The organism is Rhodococcus sp. RD6.2 (assembly GCF_001040705.1).
GTDB lineage: Bacteria > Actinomycetota > Actinomycetes > Mycobacteriales > Mycobacteriaceae > Rhodococcus_G.
In genome coordinates this window covers 382211-403580 of sequence record NZ_CVQP01000007.1, presented here as the reverse complement: position 1 = coordinate 403580, position 21370 = coordinate 382211, and the positions used below count along the sequence as shown (strand labels likewise).

Genomic DNA, 21370 nt, shown 5'->3' with positions numbered 1-21370 from the left:
TCCGGCCACCAGCCGAGTCTCCTCCGTCAGGCCGTGGCGTCCTCCGGGACTTCCCTGCGCGCGTCCAGATGCGTCCGTGTCAGCGAGCCGACGGTCTCGAGCGATGCGGGCGCGGTCATGTGCCAGTGCGTGCTGTCCACTGCGTGGTTCTCTACGGCACCGCTGACGAACGGCTCCCACGTCGCAGCGTTGCGTGACGACGTGGAGTCGTCCCTCGCGGCGGTGAAGAACAACAGGTCACCCGTGTACAACCCGGGCCGGTACCGTTCGAGCAGCTCGTAGTTGTTCATCGCACCTGCAATCATCCTCTCGATGTGCTCCGCGGTCAGGATCGACAGCGGACCTCCGATGCCGGACAGCAGCAGCGACAGCGCGGCCGCGTCGAGTTCGAGGAGATCCTCGATCCCACCCAGACCGGACGCGGCGTCTGCGTCGACGCCCAACCCGGCGAGAAGATCGGCAAGGGTTGTCTCCGAGGGGTTTTCACCCTCGAGGGATCCGACGACACTGTCGAGCAGCACCAGGGACTCGACCCGCTCACCTGCGGCCTGCAACCGGACCGCCATCGCGTGCGCGACGACGCCGCCGAGCGACCATCCCAGGAGGTTGTACGGCCCATGGGGCTGCACCGCTCGGATCTCGGTCAGATACCGCTCGGCGAGTTCGTCGATGGAACCGGGTAGTTCTCCCTCTCCGGCGATCGACGGGGACTGGAGACCGTAGACGGGCCGTGATGAGCCGACATGTTGAGTCAGACCCGTGTAACACCAGGACAGTCCGACGATCGGGTGGATGCAGAACAGGGGGTTGTCCGTTCCCGCGGTGCGGATCGGGTACAGAACCTGCAACGCCGCGTCGGCTTCCTCGGCCCCGGCTTCCATTCGTGCCGCGATCGATGCCGGGGTCGGGTCGATCATCAGCCACTGCAACGGAACCACGACTCCGCCGGTCTCCCTGATCCGTGTTGCAGCCCGCGCCGCGATCAGCGAGTTTCCTCCCAGGTCGAAGAAGTTGTCGTCCGCGCCGACTCGCTCGACCCCGAGGAGATCCACGAAGACCGCCGCCACCACGCGCTCGAAGGCGGATTCGGGTTCCCGATACGCGGTCGGTTCGAACGCCGGGGCGGGCAACGCCTTCCGGTCGAGTTTTCCGGTGACGCCCAACGGCAGCGTGTCGAGGACGACGATCGCGGACGGCACCATGTAACTCGGCAGATCCCGGCCCAGTGAACTCTTCAGCGCAATCGGGTCGACCACGCAGTCCCGCTCGGGCACGACGTATCCGACGAGTCGGCCACCCAGGTTCGGGTCGTCGACAGCGACGACTGCCGCTGTGTCGATCCCCTCGGCTCGACGCATCGCCGATTCGATCTCACCGAGTTCGATCCGGTAGCCACGCACCTTCACCTGGAAGTCCGACCGGCCCACGTACTCGAGGCTGCCGTCGGCGCGCCAGGCGACGACGTCGCCCGTCCGGTACATCCGTTCGCCGGCAACACCGAAGGGGTTCGCGAGGAATCGGTCCGCCGTGAGGTCCGCCCGACCGTGATACCCGCGCGCCAACTGTGCTCCCGCCAGGTACAACTCCCCGCGGACGCCCTGGGGCACCGGCCGCAGCCGATCGTCGAGCACGTAGACCCTGGTGTTCCACTCCGGGACACCGATCGGGACGGTCGCCCCGTCCGCATCACTCGTCCGATGCGTGGTGACGCTGACCGCCGCTTCCGTGGGGCCGTAGAGGTTGACCAATTCGGCATCGCTGCCCGCGCGGAACTCTCGGGCGGTCTCCGCGGGGAGTGCCTCACCGATCGCGAGCACCCACCGCAGCGTTGCCGGCATCAGCCCCCCACCGGCGGTGAGCAGCATCGACAACATCGACGGCACCGCGTGCAACGTGGTTACCCGCTCCGACGTGAGCAGCGCCAACAACCGATCCGGATCACGATGTGCCTCCGGCTCCGCGATCACCAGACGACCACCCGATGTCAACGCCGACCAGAACTCCCACACCGACAGGTCGAACGTCGCAGCGGTCTTCAAGAGCGCCGAGTCCGACTCGCCCAGACCGAACTCCGCCTGCTTCCACACCAACTGGTTCACCACGGCCGCGTGACTGACAGACACGCCCTTGGGCTTGCCCGTCGAACCCGATGTGAAGATCACGTACGCGGTATTCGACGTATGTAGCGGCGCACGGCGATCCGCATCCGACAGCGGCGTGTCCTCGTAGCCCGACAGGTCCAGTTCGTCGATCAAGACGACCGGCGCCGATGGCTGCGCGTCGAAACGGTCGTGTCCGGTGGTGAGCACACACACGGGTTCGGCGGAGTCGAGCACGTGACCGATCCGCTCCGCCGGATGATCCGGATCGACCGGCACATACGCTCCGCCGGACGCCGAGATCGCGTACATACCGACAACCAGGTCGATGGATCGACGAACCGCCAACGCCACCAACGACTCCGGACCCACTCCCATCGAAATCAGGTGCCGCGCGAGCCGGTTCACCCGACTCGAGAACTCCGCATACGTCAGCGACTCGTCGCCGTACGTCAACGCAACGCCGTTCGGCGTCCGTGCCACCTGTGCGGCGAACAAGTCCGCCAGCGTCGCCCCGGCCACGGGATGGGCTGTGTCGTTCCATGCCGACAGGACACGCTCCCGCTCACCGAAGCCCAGCAGATCGACGTCACCGACGATGACCCCGGGGTCGGCCGCGACGTACCGCAGCAACTGCGTGAACCGATCCGCGAAGCCGCGCACCGTCGACTCGTCGAACAGCGCCGACGCGTAGGTGAACCCCGCCGTGACACCCAGCGGAACGCCCGCCTCGTCGTAACGATCCTGCGCGACCAGATGCAGATCGAACTGGGACAGATTCAAGTCGGGATCGACTGTGCTGATCGACAGTCCCGGCAGCTCGAGATTGCCTGCACCGTGGTTCTGGAACGAGAAACCGATCTGGAACAGCGGATGACGCGCCGTCGACCGCACCGGGTTCAGTGTCTCGACGATCTTCTCGAACGGGACGTCCGCGTGCGCGAACGCCGCGAGGTCCCGGTCCCGCACGTGGGTCAACAGGTCCACGAAGGACCCCTCCGGTCGCACACGACTCCGCAGCACCAACGTGTTGGCGAACTGACCCACCAGGTCGTCCAGCTCCACCCGCCCGCGACCCGCGATCGGCGTACCCACCGAGACGTCCGCGGTACCCGACATCCGCGCCAGGAATGCCGCGAACGCCGCGTGCACCACCATGAACAGCGACGATTGTGCAGACGCCGCCACCGCGGCCAGCGCACGATGTGTATCGGCGTCGATCTCGAACTCGACGGTGCCGCCCTCGTAGGAGGTGACCACAGGACGTGGCCGATCCGTCGGCAACTCCAGCAGGTCCGGCTGACCGGCGAGTGCACCACGCCAGAACGAGATCTGCTTCGACACCAGCGACTCCGGATCGTCCTCCGATCCCAGGGCCGCCCGGTGCCAGATCGCGTAGTCCGCGTACTGCACCGGCAGCGGCGCCCACCCCGGCGCCTGCCCGGAGCACCTGGCCGCGTAGGCGGTCATCAGGTCCCGCGCCAGCGGCCCCATCGAGAAGCCGTCACCACTGATGTGATGTACCGCCACCGCGAGCACATACTCCGAAGGAGCGATACGAATGATTTTGCCTCGCATGGGGATTGCTGATGCAACGTCGAATCCGGTGCCGAGCACCCGGTACAGCAGCGCAGGCACCTCTGCCTCGGTGGCGTCCATCGGAGTCAGGTCGAACTCGACCTGGTCCACCGGCAGCACCACCTGCACCGGGCCGCCGTCGCTGTCCGGGTAGACCGTGCGCAGCACCTCGTGCCGCTCGAGTACGTCGTACAGCGCTCGTTCGAGGGCCGCAACATCCAGCGCTCCAGACAACCGCAACGCAAGCGGAATGTTGTATGCGGCCGACTTCGAATCGAAGCGGTTCAGGAACCACATCCGGGACTGTGCGGGCGACAGCGGGATCCGCTCCGGGCGCTCCCCCGCGACGAGATCGGGCATGTCCGCCGCGCGGGGTGCCAGCGCAGCCCGTCCGGCCAGGCCGGCAACTGTCGGCGCCTCGAACAGTTCCCGCACACCCAGGGTGACTCCGAGTTCCTGGTTCACCCGCGACACCAGACGCGTCGCGACGAGCGAGTTGCCGCCGAGCGCGAAGAAGTCGTCGTGAACGCCGACCAGGTCCGCCCCGAGAAGCTCGCCGTACACCGTCGCGATCGCGGCCTCGGTCTCGTTCCGCGGCGGGACGTACTCGACTGCGACCCCGAAGGTGTCGGGCACCGGCAGCGCCTTGCGGTCGAGTTTGCCGTTGATGTTGAGCGGCAAGGCGTCGAGGACGACGAATGCCGCGGGCACCATGTAGCTCGGCAGGCTCGACCGCAACGCCACCACAAGCCCGTCGGTGTCCACGACGGCGTCGGCCGCCGGAGTGACGTACCCGATCAGCTGGTCGCCGACCGGGTTCGTGTGCACCACCACCGCTACGTCCTTGACAGACGGCTGCACACGCAGCGCCGTCTCGATCTCCCCGAGTTCGATCCGGAAACCGCGAATCTTGACCTGGAAGTCCGCACGGTCGAGGTAGTCCAGTGCACCGGCGGTGTCGCCCGCCGATGGCAACCACCGCACGACGTCACCGGTCCGGTACATCCTGCTTCCGGCCACACCGAACGGATTGGCCACGAAGCGGTCCGCGGTCAGGTCGGGTCGGCCGGCGTACCCGCGAGCCAACTGCACACCCGCGAGATAGAGCTCACCCGCGACTCCGAGCGGAACGGGATTCAGTCGCGAATCCAGCACGTAGGCCTGGGTGTTCCAGGCCGGGGCACCGATCGGCACCGTCACCGCGTCGATGTCTGTCGTGCGATGGGCGGTGACGCTGACCGCGGCCTCCGTGGGGCCGTAAAGGTTGTGAACGTCGGCCACGCTGAGGTCTCTGACCTGCCGAGCGACATCGGCGGGCAGCGCCTCACCGATGCACAGGATCTGGCGCAACGACTCCGGCAACCGCTTCGAGTCGGACACCAGCAGCGCCAGCATCGACGGCACCGAGTGCAGGGTGGTGATCCGCTCGGTGGAGATCAGGTCGAGCAGATGCTCGCGGTCGGTCTGCCGACCGGCGTCGGCGAGGACCATCCGGGCGCCGGTCTGCAGCGCCCACCAATACTCCCAGACCGACAGGTCGAAGGTGGCTGCCGTCTTGACCAGGACGGCGTCGGCGGTGCCGATCGTGTACCGATCCTGTTTCCACAGAAGCTGATTGACGATCGCAGCGTGCGAGACCGCGACGCCCTTCGGCCGCCCCGTGGAACCGGAGGTGTAGATGACGTACGCGGCGTTGTCGGGACGCAGCGGCGCCCGGCGCTCGACGTCGGCGATCGGGGTGTCGTCGTACGCGGCGAGATCGAGACGGTCGAGTTCGACGCGAACGCAGCCCTCGGGGACGTCCGTCGCCTCACCGGACAGCGTCAACACTGCCACCGGTGCCGCCGACTCCAGGATGTAGGCGATCCGTTCCGCCGGATGGTCGGGGTCGAGCGGCACGTACGCACCACCGGCCTTGACCACCGCGTACATCGCGACCACGAGGTCGATCGAACGCCGGATCGACAGGGCCACCCGGGATTCCGGACCCACGCCCGAACCGACGAGATACCGCGACAAGCGGTTCACCCGAGCGTCGAACTCGCGGTAGGTGATCCGTTCGTCACCACCGACCAGTGCCGCCTCGTCCGGGGTCCGCGCCACCTGCTCGTCGAACAGTGCGACCAGCGTGGTGTCACGCACCTCGACATCGGTGTCGTTCCAGCGATCAAGGACGAGGGTCTCCTCGTCGGAGGACATCAGGGCGATGTCCCCGACCGTGGCCCCCGGGTCGGCGGCGACTGCTTCGAGCACCCGCAGGAACCGGTCCGTGAACGCGCGGACTGTCGTCTCGTCGAACAGGTCGGCCGCGTAGGTGAACGTCGCCGGGAGGTCGCCTTCCTCGCCACCGGAGGTTGGCACGAAGGTCAGGTGCAAATCGAACTTCGCGACCCGCAGGTCGTACTCGACAGGCGCGACCTCGAGGCCGGGTAGTGCGAGTGTCGTCTGCTCCAGGTTCTGGAACGACAGCGCGGTCTGGAACAGCGGGTGCCGCGCGGTCGACCGGGCGGGGTTCAGGATCTCCACGAGCCGGTCGAACGGCATGTCGGCATGGGCGAATGCGCCGAGGTCGACTTCCCGAGTCTGGCGCAGCAGCTCGGTGAAGGTGACACTTCCGTCGACCCGGGTCCGCAACGCCAGCATGTTGACGAACATGCCGACGACGTCGTCGAGCGCCTGTTCACCACGACCGGCGATGGGTGTACCGATCGTGATGTCGTCCGTGTCGGCGAGACGCGACAGCAGACTCGCGTACGCGGCGTGCACCACCATGAACAGGCTGGTGCCGTTCTCGGCGGCAATCCTCTGCAGGCGGCGGTGGGTGTCGGCGCCGACCGTGAAGGCCACCTCAGCACCCCGGTGCGACTGGACCGGAGGACGCGGCCGATCGGTCGGCAGTGCCAACTGGTCGGGCAGGTCGGCGAGGACAGTTCGCCAGTATGCGGCCTGACGTGCGATCTCGGAGTCGGGATCGCTTTCCTCCCCGAACAACTCACGCTGCCAGAGCGTGAAGTCCGCGTACTGTACCGGAAGCGGCTCCCAGAACGGCGGCGTGCCCGCCGTGCGCGCCAGGTAGGCGATCATCACGTCGCGCGCCATCGGTGCGAGCGAGAAGCCGTCGGCCGAGATGTGGTGCACCACGACGACCAGCACATGCTCGTCGGGGCCGACCTCGAAGAGCGCGGTCCGGAACGGGACCGCGGCAGAGACGTCGAATCCCTGTGCGACGACGCCGAACAGGCCCGTCATCATCGCGTCCTCGGTCACCGGCACCGCGGTCAGGTCGAAGGGAACGTCCGCGGCGGGAACGATCACCTGGTATGCCGTGCCGTCGGTCTGGGGGTACCAGGTTCGCAACGACTCGTGACGATCGAGTACATCGACGATCGAGGCACGCAGTGCTCCGTGATCCAGTGCACCGGTGAGCCGGACCGCCAACGGCAGGTTGTTCGTCGCGGCCGAGGTGTCGAACTGGTTGAGGAACCACATCCGCGACTGGGCCATCGACAGCGGGATTCGTTCCGGGCGAGCCCGGGCGACCAGCGGAGTGCGCCCCGCCGACCGCCCCTGCGCGGCGAGAGCCACGGCGAGCGCATTCACGATCGGCGCATCGAACAGTGCCCGTACACCGAGCGACGTCCCCGCAGCGGCGTTGATCCGTGCGATGACGCGCGTCGCGACCAGCGAGTTGCCGCCGAGTCCGAAGAAGTCGTCGTCGGCACCGACCCGATCCACCCCGAGCACCTCGGCGTACACGGTCGCCACGAGTCGCTCGGATTCGGTCACCGGCTCGCGGTATTCCGCTGCGAGGGAGCTGAACTCGGGGACCGGAAGGCTCCGTCGGTCCACCTTGCCCGCAGGCGTGGTGGGAATGTCGGTGAGCACCACGAGCGCCGCAGGCACGAGGTTGCGAGGCAGGTGCTGCCCCGCGACCGCGAGGACGTCCGCCGCGTCGATCACCACACCTGCGACAGGCACGACGTAGCCGACGAGCTGGTCACCCGCCGTCGGGTGACGATGCACCGACGCCACCGCGTCCGCCACCGCGTCGTGCTGGGTCAGCGCGGCCTCGACCTCACCGAGTTCGACACGCAGGCCACGGATCTTGACCTGCGCGTCCGCGCGGCCCACGTAGTCCAAACGCCCGAGCGCGTCGCGGCGAACCAGGTCGCCGGAGCGGTACATCCGGGAACCGCCGTCACCGTACGGGTTCGCGACGAACCGTTCCGCGGTGAATGCGGTGCGGCGGTGGTAGCCGCGGGCGAGGCCGGGCCCCGCCAGATACAGCTCACCCACCACACCGAGCGGCACCGGCCGCAGCCGGGTGTCGAGGACCATCGCCTGCACACCCTGGATGGGCGCACCGATGGTGATGTCCTCGCGGCGGGCCAGGTGCTCGGTGAGCGTGACGACGATGGTCGTCTCGGTCGGTCCGTATCCGTTGAGGAATCGGCGACCGGGCGCGAACTGGTCGACCAGTTGCGGAGGGCAGACGTCGCCGCCGACACCCACGAACTCCAGGTCGGGCAACTGGGCCGAGTCCACCGTGCCCAGTGCGGCAGGCGCCGCCATCACGTGGGTGACCTTCTCCCTCCGCAGGAGCTCGGTCAGTTCGTCACCGCCGATCACCGTCGGCGGTGCCACGACCATCGTCGCGCCCGCGTTGAACGACAGGATCTGCTCGAACAGCGACGCGTCGAAGCTCGACGACGACAACCGCAGCACCCGCGAGGTCGACGACGCCACCATCTCCGGGCGGGCATCGTGACCGAACATCGCCAGCCCGGAGTGGGTGACGACGACGCCCTTCGGGAGGCCCGTGGATCCGGACGTGTAGATGATGTACGCCGCATGGTCCGACCGGAGCGGAGCGGTCCGGTCGGCATCGGTCACGGTCTCCGCGGACATCGCGGCACAGGCCGAATCCAGCTCGGCATCGTTCAGAGCAAGCCACCGTACCTGGGCCGGCAACTCGTCGCGATGCTCCTCGTCCGTGATACCCAGCGCGACACCGGAATCCGACAGCATGTGTTCGATCCGATCCGCTGGATACGTCGAGTCGACGGGCACGAAGATCGCACCCGACTTCGCCACCGCCCACAGGGCGACGATCGACTCCATCGACCGCGGCAGCGACACTGCCACCGCACGCTCCGGACCGGCACCGAGCCCGATCAGCATCCGCGCCAACCGGTTCGAGCGCTCGTCCAACTCCCGGTACGTCAGCTCACCGCCGTCGAACACCACCGCGGCTTTGTCGGCCGAGGTCCCGGCGGCTGCCGTCAGCAGGTCCGGCAGCAGTGCGGCGGGCAACGCGGGAACGGGGCCTTCCGACAGTGCGACTCGCTCGGCTGCGTCGAGTAGGTCGATGTCCCCGACCACCACAACCGGGTTCGCCACCGCGGCCTCGAGCACCCGAAGGAACCGTTCGCCGAACACCTGGACGGTCGCCCGGTCGAACAGGTCGGTCGCGTACATCCACGCGACGGTCGCACCGGACTCGCCGCTGCGCTCGTACACCGTGACCTGCAGGTCGTTCTTCGCCGGAACGATCTCGAGGTCGACGATCTCGATGTGCAGGCCGGGCAGGTCGACGCTGCTGACGTCCTGGTTCTCGACGGCCAGTCCGACCTGGACGATCGGTGTGAACGCCTGCGACCGGGTGGGACGGAGCACGTCGATCAACCGCTCGAACGGAAGGTCGGCGTTGTCGAAGGCAACGAGGTCCGTCTCCCGGACCGCAGCCAGCAGGTCCGCAAAACCCGTTCCCGGATCTACCTGGGTTCGCAACGCGAGCGTGTTCACGAACATTCCTGCGAGACCGTCGAGATCACGCTCGACCCGTCCGGCGATCGGGGTGCCGAGCACGATGTCGGTGGTCGCACCGAGTCGAGCGAGCAGCACCGCCAGCGCCGCGTGCAGCACCATGAAGCGCGTGACACCGCGTTCGCGGGCCAGCCTGTCGATGCGGCCGAGCAACTCCTCGTCGCAGTCGACCTCGACGATGTCGCCACGCATCGACGCGACATCCGGGCGCGGCCGGTCCGTCGGCAGTTCGAGTAGTTCCGGCGCGCCACGCAACTGTTCACGCCAGTACTCGGCCTGCGCCGACGCCCGGCTGTCGGGGTCGCTGTCGTCGCCGAGCACACTGTGCTGCCACAGGCTGAAGTCGGCGTACTGGACGGGCAGCGGAGCCCAACCCGGCGCGGCACCGGCGGTCCGTGCCGTGTAGGCGAGAACGAGGTCCCGGGCGAGCGGCGGCACGGAGGCACCGTCGGCACTGATGTGGTGCACGACGAGCGCCAACACGTGGTCGTCGCCTACCCGGAAGATGCTGCCGCGCAACGGAACCGTCGTGGTCACGTCGAATCCACGGGACAGTTCACCGAACACGGCCGCACGCAGTTCGCTCTCGTCGGCGACGACGATCGGGTCCGGGAGTTGCGCGCCCTCCGACACGGGCAGGATCAGCTGGTAGGGTCCTGACTCCGAGTCCGGGTAGATGGTGCGCAGCACCTCGTGCCGCTCCACGAGGTCGGAGACCGCGGCCTGCAGCGCGGCGACGTCCAGGTCGCCGGACAGCCGCAGCACCAGCGGGATGTTGTACGCCACCGACTCCGGGTCGTAACGGTTGATGATCCACATTCGGGCTTGGGCAGGAGAGAGCGGAATCCGCTCCGGCCGCGGCCCCTGCAGGAGAGCGGGCCGGTCCGTCTCGCCCGACGATTCGACCACCTCGGCCAAGGCCGCAACGGTCGGCGCGTCGAACACCGCCCGCACCGGAATCGCTGTGCCGAAGGAGGCATTGACATGCGCGATGACGCGGGTGGCGGTGAGCGAGTTGCCGCCGACGTCGAAGAAGTCGTCGGTGGCACCGACCCGCTCGATTCCGAGCACTTCCGCGTAGATGTCCGCGAGCAGGGTCTCCGTAACGGTGCGAGGCGCGACGTACTCACGCGGGGCGTACACGGGCTCGGGAAGCGCAGCGCGGTCCACCTTGCCTGCCGGCGTGGTAGGGATGGCATCCAACACCATCGCTGTGGCAGGGACCAGGGCGCGCGGCAGATGCTGTGCGGCAGTCGCGAGCACCTCCGCCACGTCGACGGTGACACCCGCAACCGGAACGACGTAGCCGACGATCTGATCGCCACGAACGCCGTCGCGGTGCACGGCCGCGGCCGCGACCGCGACACCCTCGTGCCGTGACAGTGCCGCCTCGATCTCGCCGAGTTCGACACGGAGACCACGCACCTTGACCTGCGCGTCGGCGCGACCGAGGTAGTCGTATCGGCCGGTACGGTCTCGGCGAACGAGGTCGCCGGTGCGGTACATCCGGTCGCCCGACGCGCCGAAGGGGTTGGCCACGAAGCGATCCGAGGTCTGAGCCGGCCGATCGCGGTAGCCCCGGGCGAGGCCGGGACCGGCGAGGTACAGCTCACCGGTCACCCCGAGCGGCACGGGCCGCAGCCGGGTGTCGAGCACCATCGACTCCACGCCGTCGATGGGTGCACCGATGGTGATGTCGCCGGGATCGGCGATGTGGTCGGTGAACGTGACGACGATGGTGGTCTCGGTCGGGCCGTAGCCGTTGACGAACCGGCGGCCCGGCGCGAACCTCTCGACGAGATCAGGCGGGCACGCCTCGCCACCGACACCGACCACCTCGACGTCCGGCCACCGGGCCGGGTCGACGGTGCCGAGCGCGGCAGGGGCGCTGAACACGTGGGTCACCGACCTGTCCGCGACGAAGGCAGCCAGTTCCTCACCGGCGACGACCTCCGGAGGGGCGACGACGAGGGTCGCGCCTGCGCTGAACGCCGTGATCTGCTCGAACACCGAGGCGTCGAAGCTGGACGAGGCCAATCTCAGGACCCGCGACCGCGGTCCGACGGCGACTTCCCATCGGGCGGCCGCGGTGAACGCGGACAGACCGGAATGGGTGACGACGACGCCCTTCGGCAGGCCGGTCGAACCGGACGTGTAGATCATGTACGCGACGTGCGCCGGGTACAGCGGCGTCGCGCGCTCGGCATCGGTGATCGGCGTCGCGGACAGCGCGACGACATCGGCGGTGACCTCTTCGCCGTCGATGGCGAGCCACTCGACGCCTGCCGGAAGTCGATCGACATTGGCGCGGTCGGTCAGCCCGAACGCCACTCCCGAGTCCGAGATCATGTGCTCGATCCGCTCGACCGGGTAGCCCGGGTCGACGGGCACGAACGCAGCCCCGGACCGGGTGACCGCCCACATCGCGACGACCGCGTCGACGGTGCGCGGGAACGACAGCGCGACGCTCGACTCGGGTCCGACGCCGCGTCCGATCAGCAAGCGCGCCAGGCGGTTCGACCGGGCATCGAGCTCGGCATAGGTGAGCTCGCCGCCGTCGAACTCCACGGCGATGGCGTCGCCACCGGCCCGCACACCGTCAGCGAGCAGGTCGGCGAGGGTGGCGGCGGGCAGCGCCGGGCCACCCGAGTACACCGCGACCGCGTCCAGTTCGCCCGCGGCGAGCAGATCGACGTCACCGACCGGCGCGGACGGGTCGACGAGCACGGCGTCGAGCAGCCGGATGAACCGATCCGCGATCGCCTGGGCCGATTCGCCGTCGAACAGGTCACGGGCATAGGACCAGGTCATCGCAGCGCCGCTGTCGCCGGGAGTGACGGACACGGCAAGGTCGAACTTCGCGACCTCGAAGTCCATCGGTTCCAGCGACACCGTGAGATCCGGCAGCTGGACCTCGGGTGCGGGACCGTCCTCGACGGCGAGCATCACCTGGAACAGCGGGTGGTGGGTCGCCGAACGGACCCCCGGGATGCTGTCGACGATGCGCTCGAACGGCACGTCTGCGTTCGCGAACGCGTCGAGGTCCACCGTCCGGGTCGCCTCGAGCACCTGCCGGAACGACATGCCCGGCTCGACCTGGCTGCGAAGCACGAGGGTGTTGACGAACATACCGACGACGTCGTCGAGGGTTGCGGCGCCGCGGCCTCCGACCGGCGTCCCGATCGCGATGTCGGTACTCGCACTCAGCCGCGCCAGCAACACCGAGAGCGCGGCGTGCAGCACCATGAACGGTGTCGACCGGGTTTCGCGGGCGAGTTCGCGCAACGCCGCGAAGGTTGCGTCACCGACTGTTGCCTTGACTGTCCCACCGCGATGGGTCGGCTGAGCCGGATGCGGCCGGTCCGTGGGCAGTTCCAGCCGGTCCGGCAGGCCCGCGAGTGCACGGCTCCAGTACGAAAGCTGCTGGGCGGACACCGAATTCGGATCTTCCTCGGCCCCGAGGGCGGCCAGCTTCCACAGCGCGTAGTCCGCGTACTGCACGGCCAGCGGGGTCCAGTTCGGCGCGCCACCGCCGCACCGCGCGGTGTAGGCGAGCATCAGATCACGGGCGAGCGGCTGCATAGACCAGCCGTCGGCCGCGATGTGGTGCACGACCAGGACCAGCACGTGCTCGTTCGGCGTGATCCGAAGTACCGCCGCGCGCAGCGGCACCTCGGCGGTGACGTCGAATCCCTCGACGACGAGCCTGCTGACCGAGGCAGGCAGGTCGGCCGGATCGATGTCGACAGGGGCCAGGTCCGGATTCGCGTAGCCGACAGGCAGGATCAGCTGTTCCGGCCCCTCGATGGAGTCGGGATAGACGGTGCGCAGCACCTCGTGACGCCCGATGAGGTCGGTCATCGCGGCGTGCAGTGCCTCCAGGTCGAGCAGACCGGACAGCCGCAGGGCCGCCGCGATGTTGTAGGCGCCCGAAGTCGAGTCGATCCGGTTGAGCAACCACATCCGGGACTGTGCAGGCGAGAGCGGCAGCCGGTCCGGCCGAGATCCCGCGACCGGGATCGTCGGCACCGAGCCGGTCGACGCCGACACCGCCGCAGCCAGGTCACGGACTGTCGGTGCCTCGAACAGGTCGCGTACCCCGATACCCGCATCGAGTTCGGCGTTGATCCGCGCGACCGCGCGTGTGGCGGTCAGCGAGTTGCCGCCCAGTTCGAAGTAGTTGGCGGTGGCGCCGACCTGCGGCACGTCGAGCAGTTCCGCGAACACCCGGGCGACGGCCGTCTCGGCTACCGTCGCGGGGGCGACGTACTCGGTGGCAGCGCGCTCCGGCTCGGGCAGCGCCCGCCGGTCCAGTTTGCCGTTTGCGCTCAGCGGCATCTCGTCGAGGACCGTGAACACCGACGGCACCATGTACGCGGGCAGGTGCGCCTCGGCGAAGGCCGTGAGAGTCGCAGGATCCGGCGCGACATCACCGACCGCAGTGACGTATCCGGCGAGGTACTCCCTGCCTGCACCGCCGTGCACGACGACAGCCGCCTGAGCCACATCGGCATGCCGCACCAGTGTCGACTCGATTTCTCCGAGTTCGATCCGCAACCCCCGCAACTTCACCTGGAAGTCGGTACGACCGATGTACTCGAGAGACCCCTCCCGATTCCACCGCACCAGGTCGCCGGTGCGATACATCCGATCACCGGGCTCCCCGAACGGGCTGGCGACGAATCGATCCGACGTCAGATCGAATCGGCCACCGTAACCGCGCCCCACACCGACACCGCCGACGTACAGCTCACCCTCCACACCGACCGGAACCACCCTCAACCGGCGATCGAGAACGAACAGGTCGAGATTCGGCACCGGACGCCCGATGGGCACGCCAGCCACATCGGCGACCGACGCTGCCTGGAACGACACCACATCCGACGCCTCGGTCGGACCATAGCTGTTGACCACCCGCACACCGGATTCCATCAGTGCTGCGAGCCTTCCGACGTTGATCGGCTCACCGCCCAGGAACACCACATCGAGCGCGGCGAGCGCGCCATCGGTGTCACCGTCGACGACCGCCTCGAAGGCACTCGGCGACATGTTCGCCACCCGCACACCGCCACCCGCGACGGTCGCCAGGATCTCCCGAGGATCGAAACTCTCCGCTGCGAGATACGCCGTCCGGCCACCCACCAGGGCCGCCCACACGTTCTTCTGGGTGAGGTCGAAACTCGGCGACGACGCGATCAGCAGGCCACCCTCGGCGGGCAGCTCACTTTCGTACCACGCCACCGTGTTCTCGATACCCGCCATCGGAACCAGCGTCGGCTTCGGCTTACCCGTCGAACCCGACGTCGAGATGACGTAACCCAGACGACGACCCGCCAGCTCCTCACGCCACCGGTCCACCCAGCCCGCCGTCACAGGTCCGGTCACCGCGTCGGGCGCGATGACAGGAACCGTCAGCTCACGATCGACATCGCCGATCACGCACCGCGCCGCGGTGTCGATCAGAATCGACTCGACCCGATCGACAGGATGCGACGGATCGATCGGCGCATACGCCGCCCCCGCCTTCCACACCGCGACCATCGCCACGATCCACGACACCGACCGCGGCACCATCACCCCGACGACATCGTCAACACCAACACCACGACCGATCAACTCGCCGGCCAGCTCCGTCGAACGCCGATCGAGCTCCGCGTACGAGACCGACTCGCCACCACACACCACCGCCGGTGCGTCCGGAGCCACCTCGACCCGGGCGGCGAACCGCCCAAGCAACGACACCCCCGACCCCGGCACACGAGCACCACGCGACCAATCGAGAACCCGATCACGCTCGCCCGCACCGAACAGGTCGATGTCACCGACCGGAATCGCGGGGTTGGCCACCAGGGACGTCAGCACACGGGTCAGACGCTGCGCCAGCACGTCGGCGCCGTCGGCGTCGAAGACCTCGGACGAGTACTTCACCGTGACCGTCAGCTCCGGTTCGAGCAGCGTGATCAGGCTCAGCGGATAGTGCGTGGCGTCCACGACGTCGATGTCACGCACCCGCATACCGACGATGTCGGTGTTCTCATCGAGACCGCCACGGTCGACCGGATACGACTCGAACACGGTCAGGGTGTCGAACACGGCGCCCGCGCCTAGTGTCGCCTGCAGTTCGCCGAGCCCGATGTGATGGTGGTCGAGCAGGCCCACTTGCTCGCCCTGCAAGCGGCTGAGCAGCGTGCCCGCACTCTCGGACGGGTCCAGGTGCACCCGGACCGGGAGCGTGTTGATGAACAGCCCGAGCATCTCCTCCACCCCGGCCAGCTCGGCAGGCCGCCCGGAGACGGTGGCACCGAACACCACATCGTCACGAGAAAGCAGGCCGGACAGCATGATTCCCCAGGCTGCCTGGATGACTGTGTTGACCGTCACGCCGTGCTGTCGGGCGACATCGGCGATCCCGTCCGCCAGTTGCGGCGTGATCGGGGCGACCACCTCGGCGGGCATCGAGGACAGGGTGCGGCCCGCGTGCTCGGGCGCGACGAGCGTCGGCTCGTCCAGGCCCTCGAAGGCATGCGTCCACGCGCCGAACGCACCCGCCCGGTCCTGCTCGGACAGCCAGGTCAGGTATCCACGGTAACCACGGGCGGGCACCGCGATCGGAGCGTCCGTTGCGTACAGCAGCAGCAGATCCTTGACGAACAGCGGCATCGACCAACCGTCGAGCAGGATGTGATGGTTCGTGATCACCATCGTCGCGGTTCCGTCCGGCCTGCGGGCCAGCAGCCAGCGCATCAGCGGAGGCGCACTCATGTCGAACGGCGTCGTCCGCTCGACGTATGCGAGCTGGTCGAATTCGACGTCGTCGGATACTCGCACCTCGCGCCACGGAGCGGTCAGACCACTCATCACGAGCTGGGCAGGCACGCCGTCGTCGTCGTACACGAACGCGGACCGCAGGTTCTCGTGTCGTTCGAGGAGGCGCTGCGCGGCCCGGTGCATCCGGGCACCGTCGATCACACCGCCCAGGTGCAGCATGACCTGCGCGGTGTACACGTCCAGTGAGGTCGACGTCACCCCGGCGTGGAACAACAGGCCGGACTGCAGCGGCGAGAGGGACCAGATGTCCCGCACGCCCGGGTGCGTGCGCTCCCACGCCTCGATACGGGCCTGGTCAACGGTCACCAACGGGACGTCGGAGGGCGTCAATCCCCCCGCTCCGGGTCGGCTCACGTGCGCGGCGAGTGCGATGAGCGCGCTTCTCCACAGGTCCGCCAACCCGGCGACCTCGTCCTCGGTCAGCACCCCGGAAGGGAAGTCGAAGGTGGCCGACAGCCGGCTACCGGACCCCGTGCCCGCGTTCCGGTCGGCGGGTTCGACCATCGCGTTGATGTCGATGGCGGCACGCGACGGCATACCTGCGCCGCTGCCCGCGTTGAGGTCCAGAGCACCGCTGTCAGGCACCCAGGGCAGATCACCCGCGTCACTGGTGGACATCCGGCCGAGGTAGTTGAAGCAGATCTGCGGTTGTGCGCCTGCCAGTTCGGCGACGGTGTCCTGACGCAGGTGACGCAGCAGACCGTAGCCGGTGCCGTTCCCCGGGAGCGCCCGAAGCTGTTCCTTGACCGCCTTGATCGCCGTGACCGCGGCGGGTCCACCGGCGAAGGCGTCGTCGAGGTCGACACCTGCGATGTCGAGTCGAGCGGGATGGGCGGAGGTGAACCAGCCGACCGTCCGCGAGAGGTCTGCACCGGGGACCAGTTCTTCGTCGCGGCCGTGGCCCTCGAGAGTGAGCAGGACGGACCGCTCGTGCACGCCGCGGCGTTCGCGCCACGCGGCGACAGCGAGGGCGAGCGCGGTGAGCAGACCGTCGGCAACACCACCGCGGTAGGTGGCGGGCAGCGTTGTCAGCAGCGTCTCGGTGGCATCCGCGGGGACGTCAACGCTCACACGCAACGAGGTGGCGCCGGTGTCCACCGCGGAGTCGAGCGCACGGGAACCGATCAGCGGGTCCGGCCCGTCGAGTATCGAGCGCCACGCGCCCAACTCGTCGAGAGTGGTTGCTGCATTGGCGGTTTCGACCAATCCATGCGCCCAGCGACGCGCCGAGGTACCGACCGCGTCGAGTACCGGCTCGGAGCCCGCAACGATCTGCGCCCACGCGGATGCGAAGTCGGGAACGAGGATTCGCCAGGACACACCGTCGACGACAAGGTGGTGCGCGACGACGATCAGCCTCCCAGGGGCATCCTCGGTGTCCACCCAAACCACCTGCAGCATGACGCCTGCGGTTGCGTCGAGGCGACCCACTGCGGCGTCGCACCCGGCGGCGATCGCGGCATCGACACCGTCGCTGCCGTGTCCCGACGGCACCCGTACCCGAGTGATGATGTCCTGCGGCGCAACGGATCCCGCCGGGCGGATGACGAGACGATCGGCCTCCCGATCGAGCATCGAACGCAATGCGTCATGGTGGTCGACGACGGCCGACACCGTACGGGCGAGAATTTCGTCGTCGAGTCCGCCGGGTGCGGTCAGGACGAGCGCCTGGTAGAAGCGGTCGATGTTGCCGCCGCGTTCGAGAACCTCGGCGGCCAGCGGAATCAGCGGCATGTCGCCGACGCCGCCACCAGGCAGCTCGACGAGCCGGGGGGCTTCCACCTCCGTGGTCGCAACCTCGGCCAGACCGGCCACGGTCTTGCGTTCGAACACGTCACGCGGAGTGAACCGAATACCCTCCGCCTTGGCCCGCGACACCAGCTGGATCGCGATGATGCTGTCACCGCCGAGCGCGAAGAACGAGTCGTCGACGCCTACCTTCTCCATGCCGAGCACCTCGGCGACCGCGGTCGCGATGGCCACCTCGGTCGGGGTCGAGGGAGCCCGGAACACAGCGGTGCGCACTCCGGGGTCGCGCAGCGCGGTCCGGTCGACCTTGCCCGCCGGCGTCAACGGGACCTCGTCGAGCTCCACCACCGACGCGGGCACCATGTGGCCCGGTAGGAACCGGCCGACGAACGTGGCCAGGGCATCGGCATCGAACACCTCGCCTGCCTTGGTTCGCACGTAGGAGACAAGAACGGTGTTGTCGGCCCCGCGGGTGTGCGCGACCGTCACCGCGAAGTCGACCGACTCGTGCTCCGAGAGCACTGCGTCGATCTCACCGAGCTCGACACGGAAGCCACGCACCTGGACCTGGAAGTCGCTGCGTCCCACGTAGTCCAGCGCGAACCGACCCTGCTCGTCCCGAACCCAGCGAACGGTGTCACCCGTCCGGTAGAGGCGGCCACCCGCAGGCCCGAACGGGTCGGCCACGAATCGGCCTGCGGTCAGACCGGTCCGGCGGTGGTAGCCGCGCGCGACGCCGATACCGCCGAGGTACAGCTCTCCGACCACGCCCGCGGGCACGGGGCGCAGCCACCGGTCGAGGACTACCGCGGTCGAACCCTGGATCGGCCTGCCGATCGTCACCTCCCGGGGATCCTGCAGCGGGTCGGTCATAGTGATGATGATCGTGGTCTCGGTGGGGCCGTAACTGTTGACGAACCGGTAGCGCGACCCGAACCGCTCGACAAGCTCCGGAGGGCACACGTCACCGCCGACACCGACCGTCTCGAGCGCATCCAGTCCGGTCGGATCGAGCGTGCCGATGAGGGCGGGCGCGACGAGGATGTGCGTGACCTCCTGCTCACGGAGCAGTGTCGTCAGGTCGGTGCCACCGATCAGGTCTGCGGGCGCGATCACCATGGTGGCGCCTGCACTGAACGACTGCGCCATCTCCATCATCGAGGCATCGAAGCTCGGGGAGGAATAGCGCAGCACCCGAGACCGTGAGGTCACCGCGAGTTCGTGGCGGGCGGCGGCCGTGAACGCCGAGAGCCCCGTGTGGGTGACCACCACCCCCTTCGGGGTTCCGGTCGACCCGGACGTGTAGATCATGTACGCCGCATGGGTTTCCGCGAGGCGGACGGGGCGATCGGCATCGGTCACCGCGTCCGCGGACAACCCGGCGAACGCCGCGTCGACGCCAGGCTCTCCGAGCACCAGCCACTCCACACCGCCGGGGAGCGCGTCGCGGTGCGCGGCATCGGTGAATCCCAGTGCCACTCCGGAGTCGGTGATCATGTGCGCGATGCGCTCGACGGGATAGCTGGGATCGACGGGGACGAATCCCGCACCCGACCGGGCGATTGCCCACATCGCGACGATCGACTCCACCGATCGAGGCAGGGCAATCGCGACGAAGTCGCCGGGGCCGATCCCTTGCGAGAGCAACAGTCGCGCAATGCGGTTGGATTGGGCGTCGAGTTCACGATACGTCGTCGTCCGGTCCCCGTGGACCAGCGCGACGGCATCCGGGTCGACCGCCACCCCAGCCGCGAGCAGATCCGGCAGCAGCAGCGGCTCCGGTGCCGCGTCACCGGTGAACGGCACCAGCGAGTCCCGTTCCGCGGGACCGAACATGTCGAGATCGAAGACGCGGTCGGTGGGTGCCGCGACGACGAATCGCTCCAGCAGTCGCAGGAAGCGGTCGTGGTGGTCGCGCAGTTCCTGCTCGGTGTAGCGGTTGGGGTTGGCCTCGAAGTCGACTCGCGTGCTGCGCCCCACCACACTCGGGTAGACGTTGATCGACAGGTCCTCGGTCGGCCCGGTCGCGATCACGTTGAACTTGCCGGTCGCGGTTCCGAGAGTGATCTCGGAATGGAAATTCATGATGTTGATCGCGGGCCCGAAGAATCCACGCTCCGCGCCGGCTCCGTTGCCGCGGCCCTCCGCGAGGTCACGGCGGATGTCCTCGTGCCGGTACCGCTGGTGGCGCAGCGCACCGGTCATCTCCAGTCCGGCCTCGGCGATCAGTTCACCGACCGTGGTGTCGGGCGTGATCGACATCCGGAGCGGGACGACGTTGGACACCATGCCGCCGGAGCGACGGAGCACCGCGGTGGTCCTGGCCGACACCGGAAGGCTGAGCACGACGTCCGACGCGCCGGTCATGTGGGAGAGATAAGCCGCCATCGCGGCGACGGTGATCGCGGTGTCGGCCGACCGGTGACGGGTGACGGCCTCGTCGAGTTCGGCGAGGATCCGGTCGGGCAGGGTGCCGCCCACCACGTGCGACGTCGCCGCCAGTCCACCGGGGTGAGCGGACAGGCTGAGTGGCGACGGCAGGTCGGCCGCCCGACCCATCCAGTAGGCCCGGTCCGACTGGAACCGGGTGGACTCGCGGTACTTGTCCTCGGCCTCGTTGACGGCGATCAGGTCACTCGCCACCGACGGCGTCGGCTCGGTCCCGAGCACCGCGGCGGTGTACAGCTCCGCCATCCGCGACATGAAGGTCACCGCGCCGAAGCCGTCCAGGGCGATGTGGTGGATGGCGAAGTACCAGTAGTAGTGGTCATCGCCGACGTGAAGGACCGCGCCCCGGATCATCCGGTCGGTGAGCAGGTCCATCGGAGCCGCGTAGTCCTGCAGCATCCACGCCATGGCTGCCGCACGCGGATCCGACTCGCCGCGCAGGTCGCGGTACGGCATCTCGTCGTCGAGGTCCTCGTCGACGACCTGGAACGCCTCGGAGTCTATCTCGACGATACGCAGCAACGGAGTTCCGAACTCCCGGGCGACAACCGAGCCGATCCGCCGGAGCACCTCGATGTCGAACTCGCCCTCGATCTCGATGTACTGGGCGATCGTGACGGGTACGTCCGGGATCAGGTGCTGCGCGAACCACATGCCGCGCTGCGCCGCCGAGAGCGGGAACGGGGCGCTACAGCGCGCCGTTTCGGACGCTGAGGACACGGCCGCGGTGGAGTCCTCGGCCGCGGTGCCCGAGGCTGTGGGAGCCTGGACCCGAGCAGCAAGGAACTCCGATGAATTCGACACACTAACCCCTTCGACGACACGCTCCGACGCGGAGCTTG

The 21370-nt window shown here is 68.4% G+C and carries 1 protein-coding gene; it reads right to left on the bottom strand.

From position 1 onward, the window contains the following. Positions 1-26: 26 nt before the first annotated feature. Positions 27-21332, bottom strand: a complete 21306-nt coding sequence (locus tag RHCRD62_RS15450) for a non-ribosomal peptide synthetase (protein WP_157050946.1) — start codon at positions 21330-21332, stop codon at positions 27-29. Positions 21333-21370: the final 38 nt, after the last annotated feature.